General features: G+C 70.8%; 23 protein-coding genes. 8 read left to right on the top strand and 15 right to left on the bottom strand.

The window, feature by feature from the left end; translation table 11 throughout:
- The 9 genes from AB0M08_RS44690 to AB0M08_RS44650 all read right to left on the bottom strand — a co-directional run.
- The coding region (locus tag AB0M08_RS44690) for a hypothetical protein (protein ID WP_364507585.1) at positions 1-457 on the bottom strand (457 nt) is incomplete at its 3' end.
- Positions 458-720: 263 nt separating this feature from the next.
- Positions 721-1,125 (bottom strand): VOC family protein, encoded by a 405-nt coding sequence (locus tag AB0M08_RS44685; RefSeq protein WP_364507582.1) that lies wholly within the window; start codon positions 1,123-1,125, stop codon positions 721-723.
- Positions 1,126-1,138: 13 nt separating this feature from the next.
- Positions 1,139-1,837, bottom strand: a complete 699-nt coding sequence (locus AB0M08_RS44680) for a hypothetical protein (RefSeq protein ID WP_364507580.1) — start codon at positions 1,835-1,837, stop codon at positions 1,139-1,141.
- The gene (locus tag AB0M08_RS44675; RefSeq protein WP_364507578.1) at positions 1,834-2,655 is read right to left on the bottom strand and encodes a hypothetical protein; all 822 of its coding nucleotides are present in this window, start codon (positions 2,653-2,655) and stop codon (positions 1,834-1,836) included. Before AB0M08_RS44675 ends, AB0M08_RS44680 begins: the two co-directional genes overlap by 4 nt.
- A 53-nt stretch (positions 2,656-2,708) precedes the next feature.
- The gene (locus tag AB0M08_RS44670; protein ID WP_364507575.1) at positions 2,709-3,488 is read right to left on the bottom strand and encodes a hypothetical protein; all 780 of its coding nucleotides are present in this window, start codon (positions 3,486-3,488) and stop codon (positions 2,709-2,711) included.
- 63 nt (positions 3,489-3,551) lie between these two features.
- Positions 3,552-4,070, bottom strand: coding sequence for an LURP-one-related family protein (locus tag AB0M08_RS44665; RefSeq protein ID WP_364507572.1), 519 nt, complete (start codon positions 4,068-4,070; stop codon positions 3,552-3,554).
- Positions 4,071-4,162: 92 nt separating this feature from the next.
- Positions 4,163-4,495 (bottom strand): hypothetical protein, encoded by a 333-nt coding sequence (locus AB0M08_RS44660; protein ID WP_364507570.1) that lies wholly within the window; start codon positions 4,493-4,495, stop codon positions 4,163-4,165.
- 27 nt (positions 4,496-4,522) lie between these two features.
- Complete coding sequence (locus tag AB0M08_RS44655) at positions 4,523-4,738, bottom strand: hypothetical protein (protein WP_364507568.1); 216 nt, start codon at positions 4,736-4,738, stop codon at positions 4,523-4,525.
- Between the two features lie 238 nt (positions 4,739-4,976).
- On the bottom strand, positions 4,977-5,405 hold the full coding sequence (locus AB0M08_RS44650; protein ID WP_364507566.1) for a hypothetical protein: 429 nt from the start codon (positions 5,403-5,405) through the stop codon (positions 4,977-4,979).
- Positions 5,406-5,835: 430 nt separating this feature from the next.
- Between AB0M08_RS44650 and AB0M08_RS44645 the strand changes: the two genes are divergently transcribed.
- Both AB0M08_RS44645 and AB0M08_RS44640 read left to right on the top strand, forming a co-directional pair.
- Positions 5,836-7,218 carry a glycosyltransferase family 2 protein gene (locus tag AB0M08_RS44645; RefSeq protein WP_364507563.1) on the top strand — a complete coding sequence of 461 codons (1,383 nt, stop codon included), beginning with the start codon at positions 5,836-5,838 and terminating at the stop codon, positions 7,216-7,218.
- On the top strand, positions 7,215-7,796 hold the full coding sequence (locus AB0M08_RS44640) for a hypothetical protein (protein ID WP_364507560.1): 582 nt from the start codon (positions 7,215-7,217) through the stop codon (positions 7,794-7,796). The genes AB0M08_RS44645 and AB0M08_RS44640 overlap by 4 nt, the downstream gene beginning before the upstream one ends.
- Positions 7,797-7,877: 81 nt before the next feature.
- On the opposite strand, the gene AB0M08_RS44635 is transcribed toward AB0M08_RS44640, so the two are convergent.
- Positions 7,878-8,165 carry a hypothetical protein gene (locus AB0M08_RS44635; protein WP_364507557.1) on the bottom strand — a complete coding sequence of 96 codons (288 nt, stop codon included), beginning with the start codon at positions 8,163-8,165 and terminating at the stop codon, positions 7,878-7,880.
- Positions 8,166-9,037: 872 nt separating this feature from the next.
- On the opposite strand from AB0M08_RS44635, the gene AB0M08_RS44630 reads away from it, so the two are divergent.
- Positions 9,038-9,688 carry a hypothetical protein gene (locus tag AB0M08_RS44630; RefSeq protein ID WP_364507554.1) on the top strand — a complete coding sequence of 217 codons (651 nt, stop codon included), beginning with the start codon at positions 9,038-9,040 and terminating at the stop codon, positions 9,686-9,688.
- Positions 9,689-10,032: 344 nt separating this feature from the next.
- Here AB0M08_RS44630 and AB0M08_RS44625 read toward each other — a convergent pair whose 3' ends face one another.
- The 4 genes from AB0M08_RS44625 to AB0M08_RS44610 all read right to left on the bottom strand — a co-directional run bounded on the left by AB0M08_RS44625 (position 10,033) and on the right by AB0M08_RS44610 (position 13,671).
- Complete coding sequence (locus tag AB0M08_RS44625) at positions 10,033-10,302, bottom strand: hypothetical protein (RefSeq protein ID WP_364507551.1); 270 nt, start codon at positions 10,300-10,302, stop codon at positions 10,033-10,035.
- 63 nt (positions 10,303-10,365) lie between these two features.
- Positions 10,366-11,181 carry an SAM-dependent methyltransferase gene (locus AB0M08_RS44620; protein WP_364507548.1) on the bottom strand — a complete coding sequence of 272 codons (816 nt, stop codon included), beginning with the start codon at positions 11,179-11,181 and terminating at the stop codon, positions 10,366-10,368.
- Positions 11,182-11,621: 440 nt separating this feature from the next.
- Positions 11,622-12,605: an arabinan endo-1,5-alpha-L-arabinosidase gene (locus AB0M08_RS44615; protein WP_364507545.1), complete on the bottom strand. Its 984-nt coding sequence runs from the start codon at positions 12,603-12,605 to the stop codon at positions 11,622-11,624.
- Between the two features lie 79 nt (positions 12,606-12,684).
- Complete coding sequence (locus AB0M08_RS44610) at positions 12,685-13,671, bottom strand: hypothetical protein (protein WP_364507542.1); 987 nt, start codon at positions 13,669-13,671, stop codon at positions 12,685-12,687.
- Between the two features lie 99 nt (positions 13,672-13,770).
- On the opposite strand from AB0M08_RS44610, the gene AB0M08_RS44605 reads away from it, so the two are divergent.
- Positions 13,771-14,628 (top strand): TrmH family RNA methyltransferase, encoded by an 858-nt coding sequence (locus AB0M08_RS44605; RefSeq protein WP_364507539.1) that lies wholly within the window; start codon positions 13,771-13,773, stop codon positions 14,626-14,628.
- Positions 14,625-15,467 (top strand): helix-turn-helix transcriptional regulator, encoded by an 843-nt coding sequence (locus AB0M08_RS44600; RefSeq protein ID WP_364507536.1) that lies wholly within the window; start codon positions 14,625-14,627, stop codon positions 15,465-15,467. Before AB0M08_RS44605 ends, AB0M08_RS44600 begins: the two co-directional genes overlap by 4 nt.
- A gap of 394 nt (positions 15,468-15,861) precedes the next feature.
- Here the strand turns inward: AB0M08_RS44600 and AB0M08_RS44595 are convergent, their stop codons facing one another.
- Positions 15,862-16,947: an Lrp/AsnC family transcriptional regulator gene (locus tag AB0M08_RS44595; protein WP_364507533.1), complete on the bottom strand. Its 1,086-nt coding sequence runs from the start codon at positions 16,945-16,947 to the stop codon at positions 15,862-15,864.
- Positions 16,948-17,006: 59 nt separating this feature from the next.
- Between AB0M08_RS44595 and AB0M08_RS44590 the strand changes: the two genes are divergently transcribed.
- The 3 genes from AB0M08_RS44590 to AB0M08_RS44580 are packed head-to-tail and all read left to right on the top strand — an operon-like array spanning position 17,007 to position 21,102.
- On the top strand, positions 17,007-18,206 hold the full coding sequence (locus AB0M08_RS44590; RefSeq protein ID WP_364507530.1) for a M20 family metallopeptidase: 1,200 nt from the start codon (positions 17,007-17,009) through the stop codon (positions 18,204-18,206).
- Positions 18,203-19,609 (top strand): MFS transporter, encoded by a 1,407-nt coding sequence (locus AB0M08_RS44585; RefSeq protein WP_364507527.1) that lies wholly within the window; start codon positions 18,203-18,205, stop codon positions 19,607-19,609. The genes AB0M08_RS44590 and AB0M08_RS44585 overlap by 4 nt, the downstream gene beginning before the upstream one ends.
- A complete protein-coding gene (locus AB0M08_RS44580) occupies positions 19,609-21,102 on the top strand; it encodes a PLP-dependent aminotransferase family protein (RefSeq protein WP_364507524.1) in 1,494 nt (497 codons plus the stop codon). The genes AB0M08_RS44585 and AB0M08_RS44580 overlap by 1 nt, the downstream gene beginning before the upstream one ends.
- Positions 21,103-21,185: the final 83 nt, after the last annotated feature.

Below are 21,185 nucleotides of genomic sequence, written 5' to 3'. Positions count from 1 at the left end.
CGGCTCCCGGCTCCCGGCTCCCGGCTCCCGGCTCCCGGCTCCCGGCTCCCGGCTCCCGGCTCCCGGCTCCCGGCTCCCGGCTCCCGGCTCCCGGCGAATATTTAGTATAACCAATGCCATGGGAAAGTATGACAATCGGCCCACTGAGGTCGGTTAGTGAACCGTGATGGCTGGCGGCCACGATCAGGTCGAATTCGATCTGGATCGCCTGCTCCCATGGGACGAATACGAGACCCCATTCGCGGATCGTCTCTAGGATCCCGGCGCTGAACGGATCGGAAAAGCTGGATGTCGCGACAATTTGAATGTCGAGGTCGCCGTCGAATAGCCCAGCGATGTCCGCGAGTCGATTCAGTGTCGTGATGTTGTGCGCGACGAGGAGGACCGTTGCGCTGGTGTGACGGGTTCGCCAGTGCCGCGCCGCGATTCCGACAGGGACCTTGACCGGTGTTGTCAACTTTCGTCCTCCCGTCGCGGCGTGCGTCGTCGAGCAAGACCGTATCGGTGACCATCCCGGTCCGGCTTCACCTGGGTGTCGAGAGGGGCGTACGGCACCGGGTTTCGCCGTCATGTGTACGAGCACACGAGTACCCGTATGCCGTGCAGCTCCTGATGGGAGACGCGCGGGCCGAACCCGGCGACCGAGACGTGGGAGGGCGGCTGACCTGCCGACTCGGTGGAGCCGACGGAGGGTCGGTGCGGAAGATCAGAGCGCCCCGCTCAGCCGACCGGTGGCCGGGTGCCGGTGCGTTCGCTGTCGGAGCGTTCGACGCAGAGCTCGTTGTCCTCCGGGTCGGCGAGGACCACCCAGCCGGAGCCGTCGCTCCTGCGCTTGTCCGCGACCAGGCGGGCGCCGGCGGCGAGCAGGCGCTCGACCTCCTCGTCGCGGGTACGGTCGGTGGGCTTGACGTCGAGGTGTACGCGGTTCTTCACCGTCTTCGGCTCGGGTACCCGGACGAAGAGCAGGATCGGGCCGGTGCCCTCGGGTGTCCGGACCGACGCCTCCGGATCTCCCGGCTCGTCGTCGTCGGCCAGCGGGTTGCCGGTGACGATGCTCCAGAACGATGCCAGGTCGTACGGGTCGCCGACGCAATCGAAGGTGATGTGCTGCACGACTGAGCTCACGGATGTACCCCATTCATCGATGCGCCGAAGGGTATCGGGCGGGGGTCAGGAGCAGGGCGGCGGTGATGGTCAGGTGGGTGGTCCAGGCCGCCGCCAGGGCCCACCCCGTCCCGTACGGCTGGACATAGTGGAAGGCCGCCAGGAAGGCCACCAGGGCCAGGGCGGCGCGGGCGAACTGGCGGGTGAACGCGGCCAGCGACCGGCGTGTCTCGACCACCACGAGGACGCCCGAGTACGGGAACGTCACGACGAAACCCTGGAGCGCGCCGCCCAGCGGTGCCGTCAGCAGGGCCGCACCCACCACCAGCAGCACCGAGAGTGGACCCAGCCGCTCCGGTGCCGCGCGCAGTCCCGGTGGGCGGCGGGCGGCGGCGATCGTCCACAGAAGGACCACCGCGGCCAGGACGGGCAGGAACGGCAGCCGGTCGAGGGCGGTCAACGGCCAGGCGACCAGCAGGTAGGCGGCGACCCCGAGCCCGTCGGCGAGCAGGATGGGTACGCCGCGCCGGTACAGCGTGCCGACCGTCACGAAGAAGAGCACCAGCAGGACGACGCCGAGCAGGTGCCGGGCGTCGACGTGACCGCCGGAGCCGAGCAGGGCCAGGGTCATCGGGATCGGGAGGCTGTAGACGGCGGCCTTGAGGCGTACCGAGGAGACGAGGCGGACGGCGAGGACGACGGCCGCGATGAGCAGCGCGGAGACGATCGTCACCCGATGGCCTTCGACTCGAGGGAGTCGGCGATGGTGCGCAGGCGGGCGATCGTACGGGAATCGTGGTGGAAGACCTGTTTCTTGATGTTGCCGAACGGGTCCATCTCCGACTGCCAGGCCTGTCTCTCGTCCCAGATGACGAGGTTGACCAGCAGGTCGGGGCCGGCCGAGGCGCGGTCGACGACCAGGGTGCGCACGCCCGCGGCGGTCTGCATGCCGCGCAGCGCGGTGAACTCCGGGTCGGTGGCGTCGTCGGTGATGAAGACCCGGGTGATGGTGACGCCGCGGTCGATCGCCGCCACGTTCGCCTGCCAGTAGGACCGCCCGATCGGGGACCGCCACCAGCCCGGCCCGAAGGCCGCGACGTTGGTGACGGCCCGCATCCTTTTACGGCATTTTCCGGTACGCGCCACGAGCCGGCCGCCGTCGTCGCCGGACGCGTGGATCCGGCCCGCGGCGAGCTCCTCGAGGTCCGCCGTGAACTGCCGGCAGCGGCGCCGCAACTCCTCGGACGGCGCCTGATGCGGATAGCGCTCGGCCACCTCGCCGGCCAGCCGTATCGCCCGTTCCAGCTCGGCGCGTACCGGTGGCGCCGCCTCCACCAGGCCGCGCAGCTCCGCCCGGCGTTCGGCGCGCAGCCCGGCACCGACCACGAAGGTCAGCGTCGCCCCGGTCAGCGCGACCAGGACGGCCTCCCCCGGCTCGGCCCAGTCGACCAGGTCGAGTCCGATGCCGAGGAACACCGAGCAGGCCAGCCCGGCCGCGGAGAGCTTCTCGTCGAAGGACTTACGGAACAGCCGAACCGGACCATCCGCCATGTCACCAGCGTATTCACACACCGCAATGCGACTGCGGGCGTACGCCGGAGGGGTCAGACGGAGGCGAAACGCGCCGCGAAGGCCACCGCTCCCATGTCGCCCTCGCGCAGGCGGGCGGCGATGTCCGGCTCGCCGATCGTCTCCAGGGTGCGGGCCGCCGTGGCGATCGCGGCCGGCTCCCGGCGCAGCAGCTGGCGGGCCATCCGGGCCTGGGTGGAGCGCAGCGTGGCGAACGCGCACAGGTCCAGCGCGGCGACGAACTCGGTGGTCAGGGTGCCGGCCTGGGCGTGCTCGACGACCAGCTCGCGGAGCCAGTCGGGCCAGTAGCCGTACTTGCCGACGATCTTCCCGGCGTAGATCGACTCGGCGGGGGTGCGGCCGGCGTTCAGGAGCTGGGCGGTGACGTTGACGTCGAGGTGCGAGACGCGCAGCGCGGAGACGAAGATGCGGAGCAGCACGACCGCGCCGACGCGGGGCTCGATCTCGGCGGCGGCGCGGGAGTACTCGCCGTCCAGGACCCAGGAGACGGCGAGGGCCTCGACCAGCGTGGCCGGGTCGACGCCGCGCTCCTCGAGACGGCCGATCGTCTCGCGCAGGCGGTTGCGGGCGCCGTCGAAACGGTCGCGCAGGCCCTCGCTGCTCCGCTTGTTGCGGAAGAGGATGGCGATGTCGGCGGCGATGTCGGCCTCGCGCTGCAGCAACTGTGATGTGATCTTGGGCAGCAGCAGTTCGGTCAGACCGGTCGTGAGGATCGCCTCGTCGAACCGGTCGGACGCGGTCTCGAACTGCTGCCACCACTCGACGGTGTGAGCCTCGGTGCGCTCGGCGGACATGAGACCTCCTGTGGGGGTGGAGCTCTCATCGGCCGTGACCGGCCCGAGGCCAAGAATTGTGACTCAGTCCTCGTCGCGGTCGCGCTGTTCCCTGTCGTGCTTCTCGGCCGCCCGCTCCATGGCCAGGTCGAGGGCGAGCACGCTGCAGATGATCAGCAGCGGGTCGATCCCGTCCTTGATCTGTACGGCGTACGTGTCCCGTACGGTGAGCCAGCGCTTGGAGACCGAGGCCACCTCGTCGCCGTCCTGCTCGATCACGTACTCGTGGTCCAGCAGGTCGCCCTTCATCGTCAGGTCGTCCGAGCCGGGCACGTCGATGGTGAACTTGTCCCGGAACGGGGTGAACAGGTTCTTCCGTACCTCGGCGGCCTCCTCACCGCCGATCCGTACCTCGTACGTCGGCCGCAGCGCGATCAGGTGCCGGTGCACCGTCGCCACCTCGTCGCCGTTCCGGTCCTCGATGACGAGCTTGTCCCGGAGACTGAACGCCTTGCCGTCGACCCGGTAGACCTTGTCGCCGTTCTCGTCGAGCACGTCGAAGTCGTCGCCGATCGCGAAGAATCGCTCCCTGATCAAGTACATGGAACGATTGTCCGCCACCGGGGCCACCCGGAGCGGCCGCCTCCGGCGTCTCCGGTGTCCCGGCGCCAGGGTCTCGACGTACCGGGAGCGCTTCACGACCGGCCCTCCGATGCCCGCGTGGTAGGTCTCTCCACTCCATGTTGGACCGGATAGATCTGCCGCTGGTTGACGGAGTGCCCGGTGGTGCGGCAGGTGCGGGAGAGACCGGCGAACTCGGGGGCGGCGGTGCCCGGACCGGCCGGGCCCTGTCCGTGCATCATGCCGATGATCGATCGGGAGGCCTTGTCGTATCCGGTGCGATACGCCTCGTCGCGTTCCAGGCCGTGCCGGTGCCATTGATGGATTCGCCCGACCGCGTAGCCGCTGGATACGAAGACGCTCAGGGTGAGCGCGAAATACAGGATGTTGTTACCAGGTGCTGTCATGATCTTCCTGCTCGGCGTGCGTACGGATTACCAGTGGCTCCGGAACAGGTCCGCGTGGCGCGTCTCGCGGCCGCCGGGTACGGCCAGAAGGGTCGAGGCGCGGAGGAAGCCCTCGCGGAACGCGGCCCGGCGCTGGTCGTCCTCGCGCCGCCGCTGGTGCACCCGGCCGCCGATGTACGAGCTGATGGTCGCCGGCATCAGGGTGCACAGGAAATACAGGACGACGATCTCGGTGGCGGTCACAATGATTTCCCGTCTCTTTGTGAATGGTTCGGAGCTGTTCGGCCACCGATTCATTCCAAGCGGAGTTCGAGAACCGTTTCAGAGGGTGGCCGCGAGCGTTTTACGAACGCTTCATGTGAGACGACAAACTCGCATTCGGCGACGTGGGTTGTCAGCCCCGGGTGCACTGCCGACAGGAAAAGGACCGCCGGTGTCTGGCCGATCGGCGGAGGGTGTCCGTAGGGCGCCGCGGAGCGCCTCACGTCACCGGAATGGCCACCGCGTCCGGGCCGACCGGCCAGCCGGCCTCGAGCCCGGCGACGATCTGGTGCTGTGCCACATCCAGGTGCGCCGCGACCTCGGCGACGGTGGGGGAGCGCCGCAGACTCCGGGACAGCTCGATCTCGGCCGCCGTGATCGCCAGCCGGAGGGCTGTCCGGGGGGTGCCGCCCGGCCCGCGCCGGATCGCCGCCCGCCGATGGCGCCGCAGGGCCCGGGTGACCGCCGGAATGATCAGTAGGACCACGTCCGCCCGGCGCGGGCCGAGCCGGCGCTCGGCGTCGAGCGCGGCGGCCATCGCCGTCCGGACCAGTTCCCGGTCGCTGTCGCCCGGGACCGCGAACAGGGCGGCGAGGTGCTGGGCGAGCGGCCGCCAGCGCTCGCCGTGAGTCAGGTCTGCTTCTCGCACGGCTCGGCTCCCTGTGCGCTCCGGATCCAGTTTCCTGGACGTGGTCGGGTGGGCCGCCCGGCGCGGTGGTCGCGCGGCTCACCATCGACAACGGTCGGAGGGTTACGTGCGCATTCAGCGGTAAGCATCGTTGTCCTCGCCGACTTCCGGGGATGTCCGACCGTCCGCATTAATCCCAACGGCGGCATTGCTCGCGGGCGGCCGACGAATGCGCTCGGCCGCACGGAATGCCGCCGTCGTCCTTTCGGCCGAGGGGATTCGTCGGTGGAGGGCTCGGCGGGGCCACACGACGATGCCTGAACGCGTGGAAAAGGCCTTCTTTCACGCGTACGGGACAAAGTCGATTTGCTTCTTTTGGTCGTTTCACCACTATTCGAAGCGAGACCCGCCGCGCGCGATGGGTGGGACTTTCCAGGGAGGTTCTCCGCACATGCTTCAACAGGCCTGTACGGCGGGTTACGACCAGCCCGCCCAGCACGGTTCGCCGCTCGGGCCACCCGCCCGGCGGGACCTCTGGCTGGTCCGCGCGGTGCTCATCGGGGGCGGCATCCTCGCCCTGGCCGTCGTGACCGGGTATGTCTGCGGAGCGATCACCGATCCGCTGCTGCTCGCCGGCTGGATCACCGGGACCGGGGTGCTGCTCTGGCGGTTCCACGCGGTGCACACCAGCTCCCGGTTCCTCCGCCACCCCGCGGCGCCCGGCCGGATCGTGGCGATCGTGTCGGCTCGCGAGCCGGAGGGCGAGGACCTGCACGCGTGTGTCTGGTCGATCCTCAACCAGCGCGGTGTGGTCGTCGATCAGGTGCACGTGGTCGACGACGGGTCGACGTCCCGGCCCGCGCAGCCGTTCCCGCACCCCCGGGTCCGCTGGCACCGCAAGGCGTACGGCGGCAGACGGGCCGCCGAGGCCTACGTGCTGGCCCGCCTCGGCCGCGGTGACTGGGACTTCGTCCTGACCCTGGACGGCGACGCGGTGCTCGACGAACGCGCGGTGGAGTACCAGCTCAGGGCGTTCTCGCTGCCCGAGGTGACGGCGACCACCGGGACGGTGACCGTCCGCAACGACCGGGAGCGCCTGCTCACCCGCATCGTGGACCTGCACCTCGGCGCGTCCTTCGGCCGGCGGGCCAACCGGCCGTCGCGGGGTACGCCGGAGGTCATCCCGGGTGTGCCGGTGCTCTGCCGGGCGGACGTGGCCTTCGAGTACCGCGACCGCCGCCTCGCCTGCGGTCCGGACGGCGCGGCCCACTCGCTCTCCGTGTACGCCGCACGCCACGGCGGGGTCGCCGGTGTGCGGGAGGCGGTCACCTGGATCCGGGAGCCGGCCGGTGCCGCGACCACCTACCGGCAGTGGCTGCGCTGGTCGACCGCGTGGTGGACGTCGTCGCCGGTCCTCGCCGACATGGGCCGGTGGACGCTGCCCCGTGTGCTCGGCCTGGCCCGGTCGCTCGCCGAGTCACCGGCGATCGGATGCCTCCTCGTCGCTCTCGCCGCTGTCCTCGGTGGACAGGGCGGCCCGTGGTGGCGACCGGTGGCCGCCTACGCCGCGCTGCACCTGATGGCGCGGTACGCGACGACCGGCCTCTACCTGCTCGAACGGCCGGAGACGTACCGGCGCCGCGGTTCGTGGTCGTGGCTGTTGCTCATCCCCGCGGAGGCGGTCTTCGGCCTGCTGTTCGCCGTGCCGGTCAAGTGCGCCGCCCTGCTCACGCTCTGCCGTCGCGGACGGCGGATCCGGCGCCGTCCCGTGCCGTTCGCGGAGCCCGCGACCGGCGCGATCTACCACAGTGGCCGGATCGGTGAGGGGGCGTGACGATGACGATCGAGGCCGAGCCGGAGGTGCTGCCGTACGCCGAGGAGGCCGGCGGCCCGTCCCTCGTGGCGGCGCTGCCGGAGCCGGAACGGGGACCGGAGGCGGGCCCGGACGAGGAGACCCGGGTGCTGCCCGCCGGGGCGCTCCAGCTGCTCGCGCTGGCGCAACGGACCGCCGACGACCACCTGGCCGCGGCGGACACGCACGCGCGGCGGATCCACGACGACGCGCGCTCGTACGCCGCGGAGATCCGGGCCGAGGCCGACCGGGTGCTGGCCGACGCGCGCCGCGAGGCCGAGCGGATCGTGTCCGAGGGCAACGACCGTGCCGAGCACGTGGCGCTGCAGGCGCAGCGGCACTACGAGGACACCGTCGGGGGCCTGACGATCAAACGCCAGGCGCTGCAGTCGCAGATCGAGGCGCTGGCCGCCTTCGACCAGGAGTACCGGCAGCGGATCACCTCGTTCCTGCAGAACCAGTTGCGCGCGCTCTGGTCCGAGGAGCCCCGGGTCACGGACGTGCTGGAGTTCGAGGCGGCGATGCCCGGCGGGCCGGTCGGCTTCTTCGACCGGGACTGAGCCGGATCGATGAGAACAGCGCCGGTGCCACGGACGATCGTGGCACCGGCGCTGTTCTCATCGATCGCCGACGTACCGGCGTCACTCGCGCGACGGCCGATGATGGCGCCGGCGGCGTAGGTCGATCTCGCGCCAGTTGTCCGGGATCTGGGCGACGAAGAACTTCTGGACAGGGGAGAGCTCGCCGGTGGACGCGAGCTCCTTCTGCGTCCGGATCCATCGCCGGGTATCGGTGCGCGCCCGTTGCACCCGAGCGCGGGCGATGGGGTCGGAGGGGTCGCTGTACGGCTGCTCACCGTCCAGGAGCGCGAGTGCGGCACGGTACGCCGCCCGCCACCGGACGGGGAGAGAGATGTCGATCTTCTTCACCAGTTGATTCCTTGCTCTAGTCCCCTGTCGGGTTCCCCGGCCCCTTCCCGGGCCGTTCCCGCGGTCAGATGTCTCGGTGCATGCCGCATCTGCTCGGCGTGGGTTTGCTGATCGTGTTCCGGGGTATGCGCGGACGTCGCTCCGGGTCACAGACGGTGATCAAAAAGAGAAGAGCGAGAGCTCGGCCCGGCGGTCTTCGTGCTTTCGGCATGCCAATAACGCTGCCAGAAGCGGAGGCCTTTATCAGGAGCGCCTATGTATTCGCCGAGGCGACCTCGATATCAGTGAACCGGCCCCGGGGCAAGGTGCCGAAATACCCTTCTGCGAACTATTTCGAGGGAGAACCGACGGGGTCCGGCCGACGTGTGGCCAGGCGTTCGTCGTCGCTTCGGATACCCAGGGTTGTCCGCATGTTGCGGTGTGTCAGGTGACCGGGTGACCGTAACCGCCCGTTCGTAGGACATCGGGAGAGTGGTCGGGTGGTGACTCAGCGCAAGATTCCTCCATTGTCGCCGGTCCGGTGCGTCCCGCGGCCCCGTGACGGCGCGATGAATGCCACGCCCCGTGGCCCGCGACGGCGTGGTGAATGCCGCTCCCGGGGACCTACCGAAAAGGTCCGCCGAACGGTCATCGCGGGACGGTCGATCCGGTCTTCGGCAATGTCCGCCGGTTCGACATCCGGCGTCGGAGAAAACGGGTTTTCCATCGCGAAAGGCACCTTGGAACGTACGAAAGGAATCGCGATGAAAAAGCTCACCCGCGTGATGACAGTCGGGGGACTCGGCTTGCTTGCCGCATTGGCTGTCGGCGCCGGACCGGCTCAGGCGGCCTCTTTCGGTGTGGCCTCGGCGGCGAAGCCGGCCTCTCCCCAGGTGCAATTCCGTGACGGCATTCAGGTCGTCGGTTACTTCCGGACCGCGCTGGGCTGCGAGGCGACGGGCCTTTTCGGCCGGGCGGACGGCTACTGGGACGAGTACGACTGCACCCCGGTGCGGATCGGTCCCCGGGCCGGTTCGTGGGCGCTGCAGGTCGCCAGCATCGACAACTGGGATCGTCTCGGCTTCGAGGTCCCGCTGCGCGCGGTCTGTGTCTTCCCGGTCAAGTACCGCCCGGTGTGGCCGGGGCAGTTCGCCCCGGGGCGCCCGGCTCCGGCCCACTTCGACCGTGGCCCGAGCCGCTTCGACAAGTGGCACCCCCGGGTCCGCGACCACCGCGGCCCTGACCACCGGGGTCCGCACGGCCCGAGCGGTCCCGGCCACCACGGCCCGAGCGGTCCCGGCCACCACGGCCCGAGCCGGGGTGGTTCCCACGGCCCGGAGAACTCCGGTCCCCACGGCCCGAGTGGTGGTTCGTCGGGTGGGCACGGTCCCTCGGGCGGTGGCCCGGCGGGTGGTGGTTCGTCGGGTGGGCACGGTCCCTCGGGCGGCGGCCCGACGAGCGGTGGTCCGTCGGGTGGTGGCTCCGGTGGCCAGCACGGCGGCGCGCCCAGCGGCAACCAGGGGGGTGGTCGTCCGGGTCGTTGATGAGCAGTACCCGGACCGCTCAGCGCCGAGTGGTCTGCGGGACGTCGATGCCGCCGGGCACTGTGCCGGCTTGGCGGCTCGGCTCGATGGGGGTACCGGATGACCGGGGGAGGAGGGGTTCATACCGAGAAGGCCCGGATGATTGTCAGTGACTGGGCGGGGCGGGCGGGGTTCCGGTGATCGTGAGCAGATCGCCCCGGGACCGTGGCCGCCCTGTCTCCATTGTCGTGCATCGTGTGCTTCAGCTTCAGCCTCGTCGGCCCGAACACGGGCGGGCGCCGTCCCGGCGCCCGCCGGACGCCGTGTTCGGGCCGACGTGTCGTTTACCCGCATGCCGTCCGGGGTCAGCCCTGACGCGGCTCGGCCGCCCGGTCCTCGTTCCGGCTCGAGGGGCCCGGCGTCGAGGGGCCCGGCGTCGACTCGGTCGGATGGATGCTGCGGGAGGCCAGTGGGAACAGCGTGCGATAGCCGTGGGTGTATCCCTCGCGAAATGATCGATCGCGGTCGAGGCCGTGCTTGTACCATTGATGAAATCGTCCTCCGGAGTACGCCGAAAGCGCCGAGATCGCGATGATGGCGATGGTCTGAAAGGCGCTGGTGTCACCGGTCGGCATCCATTTACTTTACGCGGAGAAGGGCTCCGGCAAAATGCCGCGAACGGTAGCCGGAGGGTGATTTCAGTTCGGATCTTCGGGGATCCGCGCCACCACCGTCCAGCACATCGCGTCGGCGACGCCGGTCCGCGGCGGGTTCGCCGGGTCCGGGTGCCACTCCACGCTGGAGACGATGCCCGGTTCCACCAGGGGCAGGCCGTCGACGAAGGCCAGGATCTCGTCGCGGCTCCGTGCCCGGTACGCCCCGTGCCGCCCGGTGGCCAGCAGCTCGCCGACCTGCTGCCGGGTCTTCTCGGGCAGGGTGTCGAAGGTGCCGTGCACGATGGCCAGGAGGCTGCCCGGCGCCAGCGCGTCCCGCAGGTCACGGACGGCGGCGTGGGCCGTCTGGTCGTCGCCGATCAGGTGCAGGACGCTGCCGAGCAGCACGGCGACCGGCCGGCTCGGGTCGAGGGTCGCCGTCAGGCCGTCGTCGCCCAGGATCGCGGGTACCTCCCGAAGATCGCCCAGGAGGAAGTCGGCCCGTCCTTCGGCGCTGCTCATCGTGGTGCCGCGGTGATGCACGCCGACGAGCGGATCGTTGTCCACGTAGAGCACCCGGCAGGACGGGTCGATCGCCTGGGCCACCTCGTGCACGTTCGGCGCGACCGGCTGCCCGGCGCCGATGTCGAGGATCTGGTCGATGCCGTGCTCGGAGACGAGGTGCCGGACGATCCGCATCACCACCTCGCGGCCCTCCCGCGCCGCGGCGATCATGTTCGGCAGTATGGTCACGATGCTCTCGGTGGACTCGCGCTCGGCGCTGGTGTGATCCTTGCCGCCGACCCAGTAGTTGTACCGGCGCGACGTGTTCAGCGCGGAGATGTCGGGATTGTCAGACATGGCGGACACCTCGCAGCGACGGAACCCGGCGGTACGGAACGCGGCGTACGGAACATGGCGTACGGAACGCGGCGCGTACGGAACGCGGTCACTCTATCCACAAGGGATCCGATGTGTCGGGGTCCTCAACCATGGCGGCGTGCTCGTGGGCCGTGAAGGCATCCTGCACCGGGTCCGGGAGCCCGGCGTGTCCGTGCTGCTCGTCGGCCTGCCCGGGGCCGGCAAGACGTCCGTGCTTCGCCGCCGCGCGGGAGGAGGCGTCCCGCGAGGGATACCTGATCGTGGCGGCCGCCGGCGCGCTCAGCGACGTATACCGCCGTCCGGCCCCCGGTTCGTACCGTAAGCGCATGAAGAAGAGGGACCTGCCGGGCTGCGGCTGACAGGGAAGAGCCCCGGCCGGAGTGACCGGCCGGGGCCCGACATCCAGGCGGAGGGGGACCTCAGTAGACGGTCGGCCAGCCGGTGGAGCTCCAGGAGAGCAGGTTGATGCCGAGCTTCGCGTCGCCCGCGGCGGTGTAGTAGTGGTACACCAGCACGTCGGCGTCGCTGTCGGTGAAGACCGCCGGGTGACCGGGGCCGTAGACACTGTCGTGGCTCGCCAGGATCTCGGTGCCGCCGCCCGCGGTGGTCAGCGTGCCGGCCCGGTCCTTGTACGGCCCGGTGATGCTGGTCGAGCGGGCGACCATGGTCCGGTACGTGCTCGACGCGCCCTTGCAGCACAGGTCGAACGCCATGAACAGGTAGTAGTACCCGGAGTGGTAGAAGATGTACGGCGCCTCGACCGACTTGCTGTTGGTGAACCGCTCCGCGATGTCGTAGACCGTGCTGTTCGCCGGCTTGCCGGTGCTCGCGTTCAGCTTGACCATCTTGATGCCGGTCCAGAACGAGCCGAAGGTCAGATACCACTCGCCGGACGCGGTGACGGTCAGGTTCGGGTCGATCGCGTTGTAGTCGTCGCTGGTGGTCGACTCCAGCACCTTGCCGTAGTTGGTCCAGGTGCCGGCCGCGCCGGTGGTACTGGACGCCATGAAGATCGCCGACTTGTTCGAGCCGAACGTCGACGCGGCGTAGTACATGAGGTATTTGCCGCCGTGGTACGAGATGTCCGGCGCCCAGAGGGTCGCGCTGCCCCCGGTGTACGCGTCGGCCCACGAGGTCCCGTTCGGGAACGCCTTGCCCGCGTCGGCGAAGGCCGTCCGGTTCGACGAGGTCTTGAGCGTGATGCCGTCACCCGTGGCGGCCAGCAGGTAGGTCCCGTCGCTCTTCTTCACGATCGTCGGGTCGTGCGCGGCGGTCGAGCCGGTGACCGAGCCGGGGTTCGGGTACGTCGCGGCGTCGGCCATCTCGAAGCCGTACACGCTGGCCGTGGCGGCGACGGTGCCGGTCACGGCGACCAGCAGCCACTTGCGGAGACGAGATCTCATCGGGGATGTGCCTTTCTGGAGCGAACGGGGGGATCGCACCCGACCAGTTGCCGTTCGCCCCAGAAAGGTTGTCCGCGGATCAGATCTTCTTGACGACGACCTTCTTACCGGAGGCCTTGATGGTGTATGCCACCTTCAGCCCGGTGTACGGGTTCTTCGCGCTGATCTTGATGCCGCCGCTGACGTTGGTCACGGCGACCACGGTCAGCCCGGCCGACGTGTTGAACGAGGTCACGTGCCGGCGGACCACCTTGCGCAGCGTGGCCACCTTCACGGTGTGCCCGTTCGCCACGTCCTTGACGTCGGCGGCGCTGGTCTTGGCCAGCTTCTTGACGTCGGACGCCAGGTAGACGTAGGCGAGTGCCTTCTTCAGGTCGGCTTGGCTGATCGTCTTGGCCGACGAGGGCAGCGCGACCGTCTGCTTCCCGTACGTGTACGAGTAGGTGACCCGGGCGTACGGGTCGTAGGCCAGCAGGGCGGAGCTCACCGCGCCGGCGGTGTTCGTGGTGACGTTGACGATGAACTCGTCCTCGTCCTCGAACTTGTAGGTCACCGTGCCGTCGTCGTGGACGGTCCTGGTGCCCGCCGCGGTGCCGAAGTCGAGGAGCATGGTCGGCGGGGCGCTGTAATCCTCGAGCCAGGTGCTCAGCTTCAGCGTGGACTTCGGCTTGAAGACGAACCGCACCGAGGTCCGCTTGATCATCTTGAGCGCGGCCTTCTGCTTGGCCGTGCTGATCGTCTCGTAGGTGCCCTTCTTGGCGACCCCGTAGTCGGTCTCGGTCACACCGTCGAAGACCGAGACGACGGAGGCCCGGCCGGTCACCGGGTCGGTGACGAACGCGCCGGTGCCGGTCCCCTCGGACGACTTGACCTTCGCGGTTCCCGCCCAGCCCTTGGCGGCGACGGTCGTGGTCGTGCCGGCGATGGTCTTGAACGCCGCGGCCATCTCGGTCGCGCTCAGATCGGTCGTGGTGTCGGCCGCGAACGCGGCACCGGGCACTGCCAGCACACCGGCCGCCACCGTGGTGGTGGCCAGCAGCAGGGCCGACCTGAAGAATCGGGCCACTAATGGTGTCCTTTCTCGCCGAATCCGGACACAGAAATGATCTTCCATGCCACAGGGGGTGAGGCAAGATAACCCATCCCAGCCGTATTCTGGGGAACGATGTCCAGAACCCGGCGGATCACCACCCGCAACGCGACCTTTCAGCAGTGGCAGGCTCTCCTCGCCAACCGGACCAAACGGCACCGTGCCGGTGAGTTCGTGGTTCAGGGCGTACGCCCGATCACGCTCGCGGTGGAGCACGGCTGGTCGATACACGCCATGCTGCAGTCCGACGGCCAGCGGCTCTCCTCGTGGGGGCGGGACCTGCTGGAGCTGACCGATCAGGCGCCGCGGTTCCTGCTCACCGCCGAACTGATGGGCGAGCTCGGCGGCAAGGACGAGGAGACGCCGGAACTGCTCGCCGTGGTCGGCATCCCCGCCGACGACCTGGGCCGGATCCCGGTCACGCCGGACATGCTGACCGTGGTCTTCGACCGGCCGGCCTCGCCCGCCAACGTCGGCGCGCTGGCCCGCTCGGCGGACGCGTTCGGCGCCTCCGGCCTGATCATCACCGGTCACGCGGCCGACCCGTACGACCCCAAGGCGGTCCGTGCCAGCACCGGTTCGCTCTTCGCGCTGCCGGTGGTCGTGGCGCCCAGCCACCGCGAGGTCCTGGAGTGGGCGACGGCCGTACGTGACAAGGGTGTCGAGGTCGAGGTGCTCGGCACCGACGAGGACGGTGACGTCGAGCTGCCGGCCTGCGACCTGACCGGCCCGGCGATCGTGGCGATCGGCAACGAGACCCGAGGACTGAGCAACGCCTGGCGCGAGGCCGCCGACCGGACGCTGCGCATCCCGATCGGCGGTGCCGCCAGCTCCCTGAACGCGTCCGCGGCCGGCACGGTCGTCCTGTACGAGGCCGCCCGCCAGCGCGGGGACACCCGTCGGAGGACCGCCGGGGCTACCGTCGAGGGGTGAGCGACAACGAGCTGGGGCTCTTCCTGCGGAACCGGCGCGAAGCGGTCACCCCGGCCGAGGCCGGGCTCCCCGCGGGCGGTCGGCGGCGTACCCCCGGACTGCGCCGTGCCGAGGTCGCGATGCTCGCCGGGGTGAGCGTGGAGTACCTGATCCGGCTCGAACAGGGCCGCGACCGCCACCCGTCGCCCGAGGTGCTGGCCGCGCTCGCCGGGCCGCTGCGGCTCACCCCGGCCGAGCGCACCCACCTGTACAAGCTGTCGAAGGCCGCGAACGGCTTCGCCTGCCGGAGCCTGGCGGCCGCGCCACCGGCCCGGACGGTACGGCCGATGCTGCACGCGGTGCTGGACCGGCTGGAACCCGCCGCCGCGGTGCTGATCAACCCGCTCGGTGAGCTGCTGGCGTACACCAGCGGCTTCCGGCGGCTGGCCGCGCCGATCGGGCTGCTCGACGGCGTACGGCCGAATCTGATCCGGTACGTCTTCACCGATCCGCGGGCCCGGGCGGCGTACCCGGACTGGGAGCACGTGGCGGACGAGCAGGTGTCGGCACTCAAACACGGGCCGTTCCACTCCGACCCGGCCCGGCTCGGTCTGGCGGAGGAGCTGACGGTGCTCGCCGGGGAGGTCTTCCGCGAGCGGGTGGCGAGACTGCCGGGGCTGCCCCGGGCGCACGGGTCGGTGCGATGGGAGCAGCCGGGGGTGGGCGTGCTGCGGTTGTCGTACGAGACGCTGGACCTGGCCGACGACGACGGGATCCGGTTGGTGGTCTACCTGCCGGCCGATCAGGCGACGGGGGAGGCGCTGCGCGAGTCGGCGCCGTTGCGCCTGGTCGCGGGGTAGGCGCTCACGCCGCTCCCGGTGAATACCCCGGCGCCAGATCCACCCCCGAGACGTCGGCGTCTCCGGATCCGGCGGGCGCCGGGGCCGGCCCGCCACTCGGCCGCCCGCGCCGGTGGACGTACCACCGCCGTGGTCGGCCCGAACAGCCAGAACGCCGGGACCAGCGGTGCCAGTCCGATTGTGATCCACACTCGGCTCATCGCCGTCCTCCCCTCCGATGTGGAAGGAGGGTAGGGAGCGGGCCGGGGTGTCCTCGTCCCCCCCCGTAGCGGGAGAAATCCCCTAGTACCGCAGAGCTAGGGGGAAACTCCTGAACTTTCGATCAGCCGACCGATGGTGATCAGGCGTTCACCGTTTTAGGGTGATGAGGACCGGGCTGGCCGAGTAGGGGCGGTCAGCCGCCGGCCTGCCGGAGGCGCGCCAAAAGCTCGCCTTCGGCAGCGTCGGACACCGGGTCGTCCCAGAAGTCGAGCGGCACGGTGCGCAGGTTCCGGCCGAGCGGATCCAGCAGGTGGCCGCCGAGCTTCATCACCCAGAGCGCGATCGACCGGTCGATGACGGTCAGCTCCGGCAACTGGGCGCCGAGCCGGGCCTCGAACGCCGCGATCTCCTGCACCGATCGCAGCCAGACCACGAGCAGTAGGTTCGCCGGGCCGGAGAGGCTGGCGCAGAACCGGGTCTCCCGCATCCCGCTCAGCCGGCCGACCACCCGGCCGGTCTCCCCGGGTGGCAGCGTGCCCCAGAGCGAGACCGAGATCGGGAAGCCGGAGACGTACCGGGCCACCTCGGCGCGGTAGACGATCGACCGGTCCGTGTCGAGCCGTTCCAGACGGCGGCGCACGGTGGTCGGGCTCAGACCGGTGCGTTCCGCGATGCGTACGGCGGACTGCCGCGGGTCGTCGCTGAGCGCGTGCATGATGCGCAGATCCTCGGCCCCGAACGGCCGGGGGCTCCCGGTGGCGACCGGTCGTCCCTCGGTGAGCAGCTTCCGGGACGGCTCGCTCAGCCGGTCCAGCCGCCACCGGCTGCCCTCGATGTGCACGGTGACCGCGATCTGCGTCCGCGACGCCGCCACCCCGCGCAGCATCCCGAGCCGGAAACTGAGGTATCGCGCGAGCTGCGCGTGGTCGGTGAACGCGGCCTGGATCAGCAGGTCGCGGGAGCCGGTGACGTGTTCGAGGGTGACGATGTTGGCGTCGTCGGCCAGCCCGGCGGCCACCTCGGGCAGCCGCCCGGCGACGCAGTCGACCTCGATCACCGCGAGCACCGCGGAGGGGATCGCCATCTGCGCGGGCAGGCAGCTGAGCCAGGCGAGCCCGGAGCGCCGGAGCCGTCCCCAGCGGCGGGCCACGGTGGAGGCGTCCACGCCGAGGGCGGCGCCGATCCGCTGCCAGTCGCCGCGGGGCGCCAGCTGCAGGGCGGTGACCAGCTGGTAGTCCAGCTCGTCGAGGGTGACACTTTCCGGTAAGTCAGCGTCCATCTGCGGCGGATTCCTGCAATCTGCCGGTCGTAACGCTCATTCTGGCGACCATACCGACCATGTTCTCCTCCCTCGACGCTCTTCCTCTCGCCGACCGCCTGATCAGCCTGCGGCACGCGCTGCACCGTGAGCCCGAGCTGGGCCTGGAGCTGCCGTTGACCCAGGCCAAGGTGCTGGCCGCCCTGGACGGCCTGCCCCTGGAGGTCACCTGCGGTACGGCGCTCAGCTCGGTGACCGCGGTGCTCCGCGGTGGCCGCCCCGGACCGGCCGTGCTGCTGCGCGGCGACATGGACGCCCTGCCGGTGCGGGAGGAGAGCGGGGTCGCCTTCGCCTCCGAGATCCCCGGCGCCATGCACGCCTGCGGGCACGACGTCCACACCAGTGCGCTGGTCGGCGCCGCGCACCTGCTCGCCGGGCGGCGCGAGGCGCTGGCCGGGGACGTGGTCTTCATGTTCCAGCCGGGTGAGGAGGGTCAGCGCGGCGCCAAGGTGATGATCGAGGAGGGTGTGCTCGACGCGGCCGGCGAGCGGGTGATCGCCGCGTACGCCATCCACGTGGCCTCCGCCGTCCTGCCGCTCGGTGCGATCGCCACCAAGCCCGGCACGATTCTGGCCGCCTCCGACTCGGTGACCGTCACGGTGACCGGTAGGGGCGGCCACGGGTCCTCGCCCCACCTGGCCGTGGACCCGGTGCCCGCTCTCTGCGAGATGGTCACCGCTCTACAGACCATGGTCACGCGTACGGCGGACGCCTTCGATCCCGCGGTGCTCAGCGTCGGCTCGATCCACGCCGGCACGGCCTTCAACGTGATCCCGGAGAGCGGCACGTTCCAGGCCACCGTGCGGACCTTCTCGCCCGCCACCCACCAGGCGATCCAGGCCGGGGTGAAGCGGGTCGTCCAGGGCGTCGCCGACGCGCACGGCGTCCAGGTGGAGATCGACTACGAGGCGAACTACCCGGTCACCGTCAACGACCCGGCCGAGGCGGCGTTCGCACTGGAGACCGCACGGCAGATCGTCGGCGAGCAGGGTGCGTTCGAGGCGCCCCGCCCGGTGGCCGGCGCCGAGGACTTCTCGTTCGTGCTGGACCGGGTGCCCGGGGCGTACCTGATGGTCGGCGCGGTCCCGCCCGGCACCGACCCGGACACCGCACCGATGAACCACGCGCCGCAGGCGGTCTTCGACGACCGTTCGGTGCTGGCCGCCTCCGTGGTGCTCGCGTCGCTGGCCGCGAACCGGCTCCGGAAGGCCGAGGGATGACGGAGATCGGGGAGAAGAGCCCGGTCAGGGTCGGCACGGTCGTCGGCCTGCTCGTCCTCTTCGAGCTGACCAGCGGATTCATCCAGGGCGGCATCTCGCCGCTGCTGCCCGACCTGGGCAGCGAGATGGGCATCTCGGACGCCCACCTGAACTGGGTGATCTCGGTGCAGCTGCTGGCCGCCGCGGTCTCGGTGCCGGCCTTCGGGCGCCTCGGCGACCTGCACGGTCACCGCCGGATGCTGCGGATCGCGCTGGCCGCCGTGGCGATCGGTTCGGTGCTGAGCGCGCTCGCCCCGAACCTCACCGTGCTGCTCGCCGGGCGCCTGCTGATCGGGCCACTGGCGGCGCTGCTGCCGTTGGAGATCGCGCTGGTCCGCGACCGGCTCCCGGTCGGCCTGGCCCGTGCGGCGATCGCCCGGCTGGTCGGGGCGCTGACCCTGGGCGGGCTGCTCGGTGGCGTCCTCACCGCCGGGTTGCACCAGGTCATCGGGGATGCCCGGCTCACCCTGCTGGTCCCGGCGCTGCTCGCGGTGGCGTGTGTTCCGGTGTCGTTCCTGGCCGTACCGGAAAGCACGAGTCTGGCGACCGGGAGGCTGGACCTACCCGGAACGATCCTGCTGAGCGCCACGATGATGGCGCTGCTGGCCGGGCTGTCGCTGCTCGGCACGGCGGCGGCGATCGGCGTGGCTCTGACCGTTCTCGGTCTGTTCGGCTTTGCCGCGTGGGTGGTGCTGGAGCTGCACACCGCCGAGCCGCTGGTCGATCTGCGGGCACTCGCCGGCCGGCACGTGGCGCCGTTCTTCGGGTGCTCGTTCGCCTTCGGCATCGTCTACTTCGGCAGCCAGTCGCCGGACTCGACCTTCCTCGCCGCCGACCGCGCCGACACCGGCTACGGCTTCGGGTTCACCGCGCTGCAGATCTCGCTGGTCGCGCTGCCGGCGGCGGTGACCGCGGTGATCGGCTCGGCCTGCACCGCGCTGATCGCCGGCCGATTCGGCTACCGCCGGACGCTGATGGTGGCGTTCGCGGTGATCGGGCTCGGGTTCGTCTCCACGGCGTTCTTCCACGCCGAGATCTGGCAACTGCTCGCGGCGAAGCTGCCGATCGGGCTGGCCGGCGGCCTCGCGCTCGGTGCCATGCCCACGGTGATCGCCGAGACCGCTGAACCATCGCGGACAGGGATCACGACGGCGCTCTACAACAACGTCAAGACGCTCGGCGGTGCGGTCGCCGGTGGCGTGGTCGCGGCGATCCTGGCGGCGGTCGTACTGGGGGACGGCGAGACGCCGAGGGAGAGCGCGTACGTGGCGGTCTGGCTGATGTGCGCCCTGCTGTGCGTGCTGGCCGCGGTGGGTGCGGGGTTCGCCCGGCGTACGGAGGAGGGTCCTATATTGGTTCGTTGATGAGTCCGATCACCCCGGTCGAGCTGGCCGCGCGCCTGGGCCGCTGGTCGGCCGGGCGCGGCCCGCTCTACCTGCTGCTCGCCGGCCGGCTGAGAGCCCTGATCGACGACGGCGAGCTCCCGCCCGGCACCGGCCTGCCCACCGACCGGGCGCTCGCCGCCGGGCTCTCCGCCGGCCGGACCACGGTGGTGGCCGCCTACGACCTGCTCCGCCAGGAGGGCCGGCTGATCCGGCGGCAGGGGAGCGGCACCTGGGTGGCCGGTTCCGATCAGCCCTCGAAGTCCGATCCCCCGATCAGCCCGGTCTTCCTGAACCTGCTCGATCCCCCCGACCGGGTCGCCCAGTTCGCCTGCGCGGGCCCGACCGCCGCTCCCGTCGAGGTGCGAACCGCTTTGCGTACGGCCGTGGACACCATGACCGGACCCGATCTCGGCTATCACCCGGCCGGCCACCCCCGGCTTCGCGTCGCGCTCGCGGATCGCTACACCGCGCGCGGGGTGCCGACCACGCCCGACCAGATCCTGGTCACCACCGGCGGCCAGCAGGCGCTCGCCCTGGTGGCGCGGGCCCTCGTCGCACCCGGCGCCGAGGTCCTGCTCCAGGCTCCGACGTACCCCGGCGCCCTGGAGATCTTCCGCGAGTCGGCGGCGGCTCTGCGCCCGGTTCCCGCCGAGGCGTACGCGTCATCGCTCCGCCGTCGTCCCGCCCTCGCCTACCTGATCCCGATCTGCCACAACCCGACCGGCCAGACCCTCCCGGCCGACGACCGGCGCGCGATCGTGGCCGCGTCCCGCGAGTCCGGCGTCCCGCTGCTGATCGACGACGTCCTCGCCGACCTCTCCTTCCCCCGCACCCCCGCCGCCGACCTGTCCGCCGCCGACCTGTCCGCCGCCGACCTGTCCGGCACCGGTCTCTCCGGCACCGGCCGCGAGGAACCGATGGCTGCTTACGCCCCCGGCGCCGATGAGCTGATCACGGTCGGTTCCCTGAGTAAGTTGATCTGGGCCGGCCTGCGAGTCGGCTGGGTCCGCGCCCAGCCCCCGCTGATCGCCCGGCTGGCCCGCTTGAAGGCCGTGCACGACCTGGGCAGCGGCGTCCTGGAGCAACTGGCCGCCATCTCTCTGCTCGCCGACCTGGACACCCTGATCGCCACACGCGTCCGGATCCTCGCCGCCCAGCACGACCACCTCTGCTCCGAGCTGCGCCGCCTGCTCCCGTCCTGGACCTTCACCCCGGCCGCCGGCGGCCAGACACTCTGGGTCCGTCTCCCGCACGGCGACGCCGCTTCCTACGCCCAAACAGCTTTGCGGTACGGCGTCGCGGTCCTCCCCGGAGCTTCCCTGGACCCTTCCGGCGCCAGCACCTCTTTCCTGCGCCTCCCGTTCGTCGCGGATCCCCCCACCTTGACAGCGACCCTGGAGTCCTTGGCCGCCGCATGGCACACCCCACCCCCACCCGCGACCCCACGCCCCCTCCCATCCATCGCCGTCTAAAACCGACCGCCGCCCGCCGCCCGCCGCCCGCCGCCCGCCGCCCGCCGCCCGCCGCCCGCCGCCCGCCGCCCGCCGCCGGCCTC

The sequence above is a fragment of the Actinoplanes sp. NPDC051851 genome (assembly GCF_040681165.1).
GTDB lineage: Bacteria > Actinomycetota > Actinomycetes > Mycobacteriales > Micromonosporaceae > Actinoplanes.
The sequence above is the reverse complement of the archived record's forward strand: the minus strand, read 5'-3'. Positions and strand labels throughout refer to the sequence as shown.

Coding starts and splice junctions, on each gene's coding strand:
- AB0M08_RS44675 (WP_364507578.1), bottom strand. CDS start 2,655: ATGGCGGATGGTCCGGTTCGGCTGTTCCGTAAGTCCTTCGACGAGAAG.
- AB0M08_RS44670 (WP_364507575.1), bottom strand. CDS start 3,488: ATGTCCGCCGAGCGCACCGAGGCTCACACCGTCGAGTGGTGGCAGCAG.
- AB0M08_RS44665 (WP_364507572.1), bottom strand. CDS start 4,070: ATGTACTTGATCAGGGAGCGATTCTTCGCGATCGGCGACGACTTCGAC.
- AB0M08_RS44660 (WP_364507570.1), bottom strand. CDS start 4,495: ATGACAGCACCTGGTAACAACATCCTGTATTTCGCGCTCACCCTGAGC.
- AB0M08_RS44645 (WP_364507563.1), top strand. CDS start 5,836: ATGCTTCAACAGGCCTGTACGGCGGGTTACGACCAGCCCGCCCAGCAC.
- AB0M08_RS44625 (WP_364507551.1), bottom strand. CDS start 10,302: ATGCCGACCGGTGACACCAGCGCCTTTCAGACCATCGCCATCATCGCG.
- AB0M08_RS44620 (WP_364507548.1), bottom strand. CDS start 11,181: ATGTCTGACAATCCCGACATCTCCGCGCTGAACACGTCGCGCCGGTAC.
- AB0M08_RS44615 (WP_364507545.1), bottom strand. CDS start 12,605: ATGAGATCTCGTCTCCGCAAGTGGCTGCTGGTCGCCGTGACCGGCACC.
- AB0M08_RS44605 (WP_364507539.1), top strand. CDS start 13,771: ATGTCCAGAACCCGGCGGATCACCACCCGCAACGCGACCTTTCAGCAG.
- AB0M08_RS44595 (WP_364507533.1), bottom strand. CDS start 16,947: ATGGACGCTGACTTACCGGAAAGTGTCACCCTCGACGAGCTGGACTAC.
- AB0M08_RS44590 (WP_364507530.1), top strand. CDS start 17,007: ATGTTCTCCTCCCTCGACGCTCTTCCTCTCGCCGACCGCCTGATCAGC.
- AB0M08_RS44585 (WP_364507527.1), top strand. CDS start 18,203: ATGACGGAGATCGGGGAGAAGAGCCCGGTCAGGGTCGGCACGGTCGTC.
- AB0M08_RS44580 (WP_364507524.1), top strand. CDS start 19,609: ATGAGTCCGATCACCCCGGTCGAGCTGGCCGCGCGCCTGGGCCGCTGG.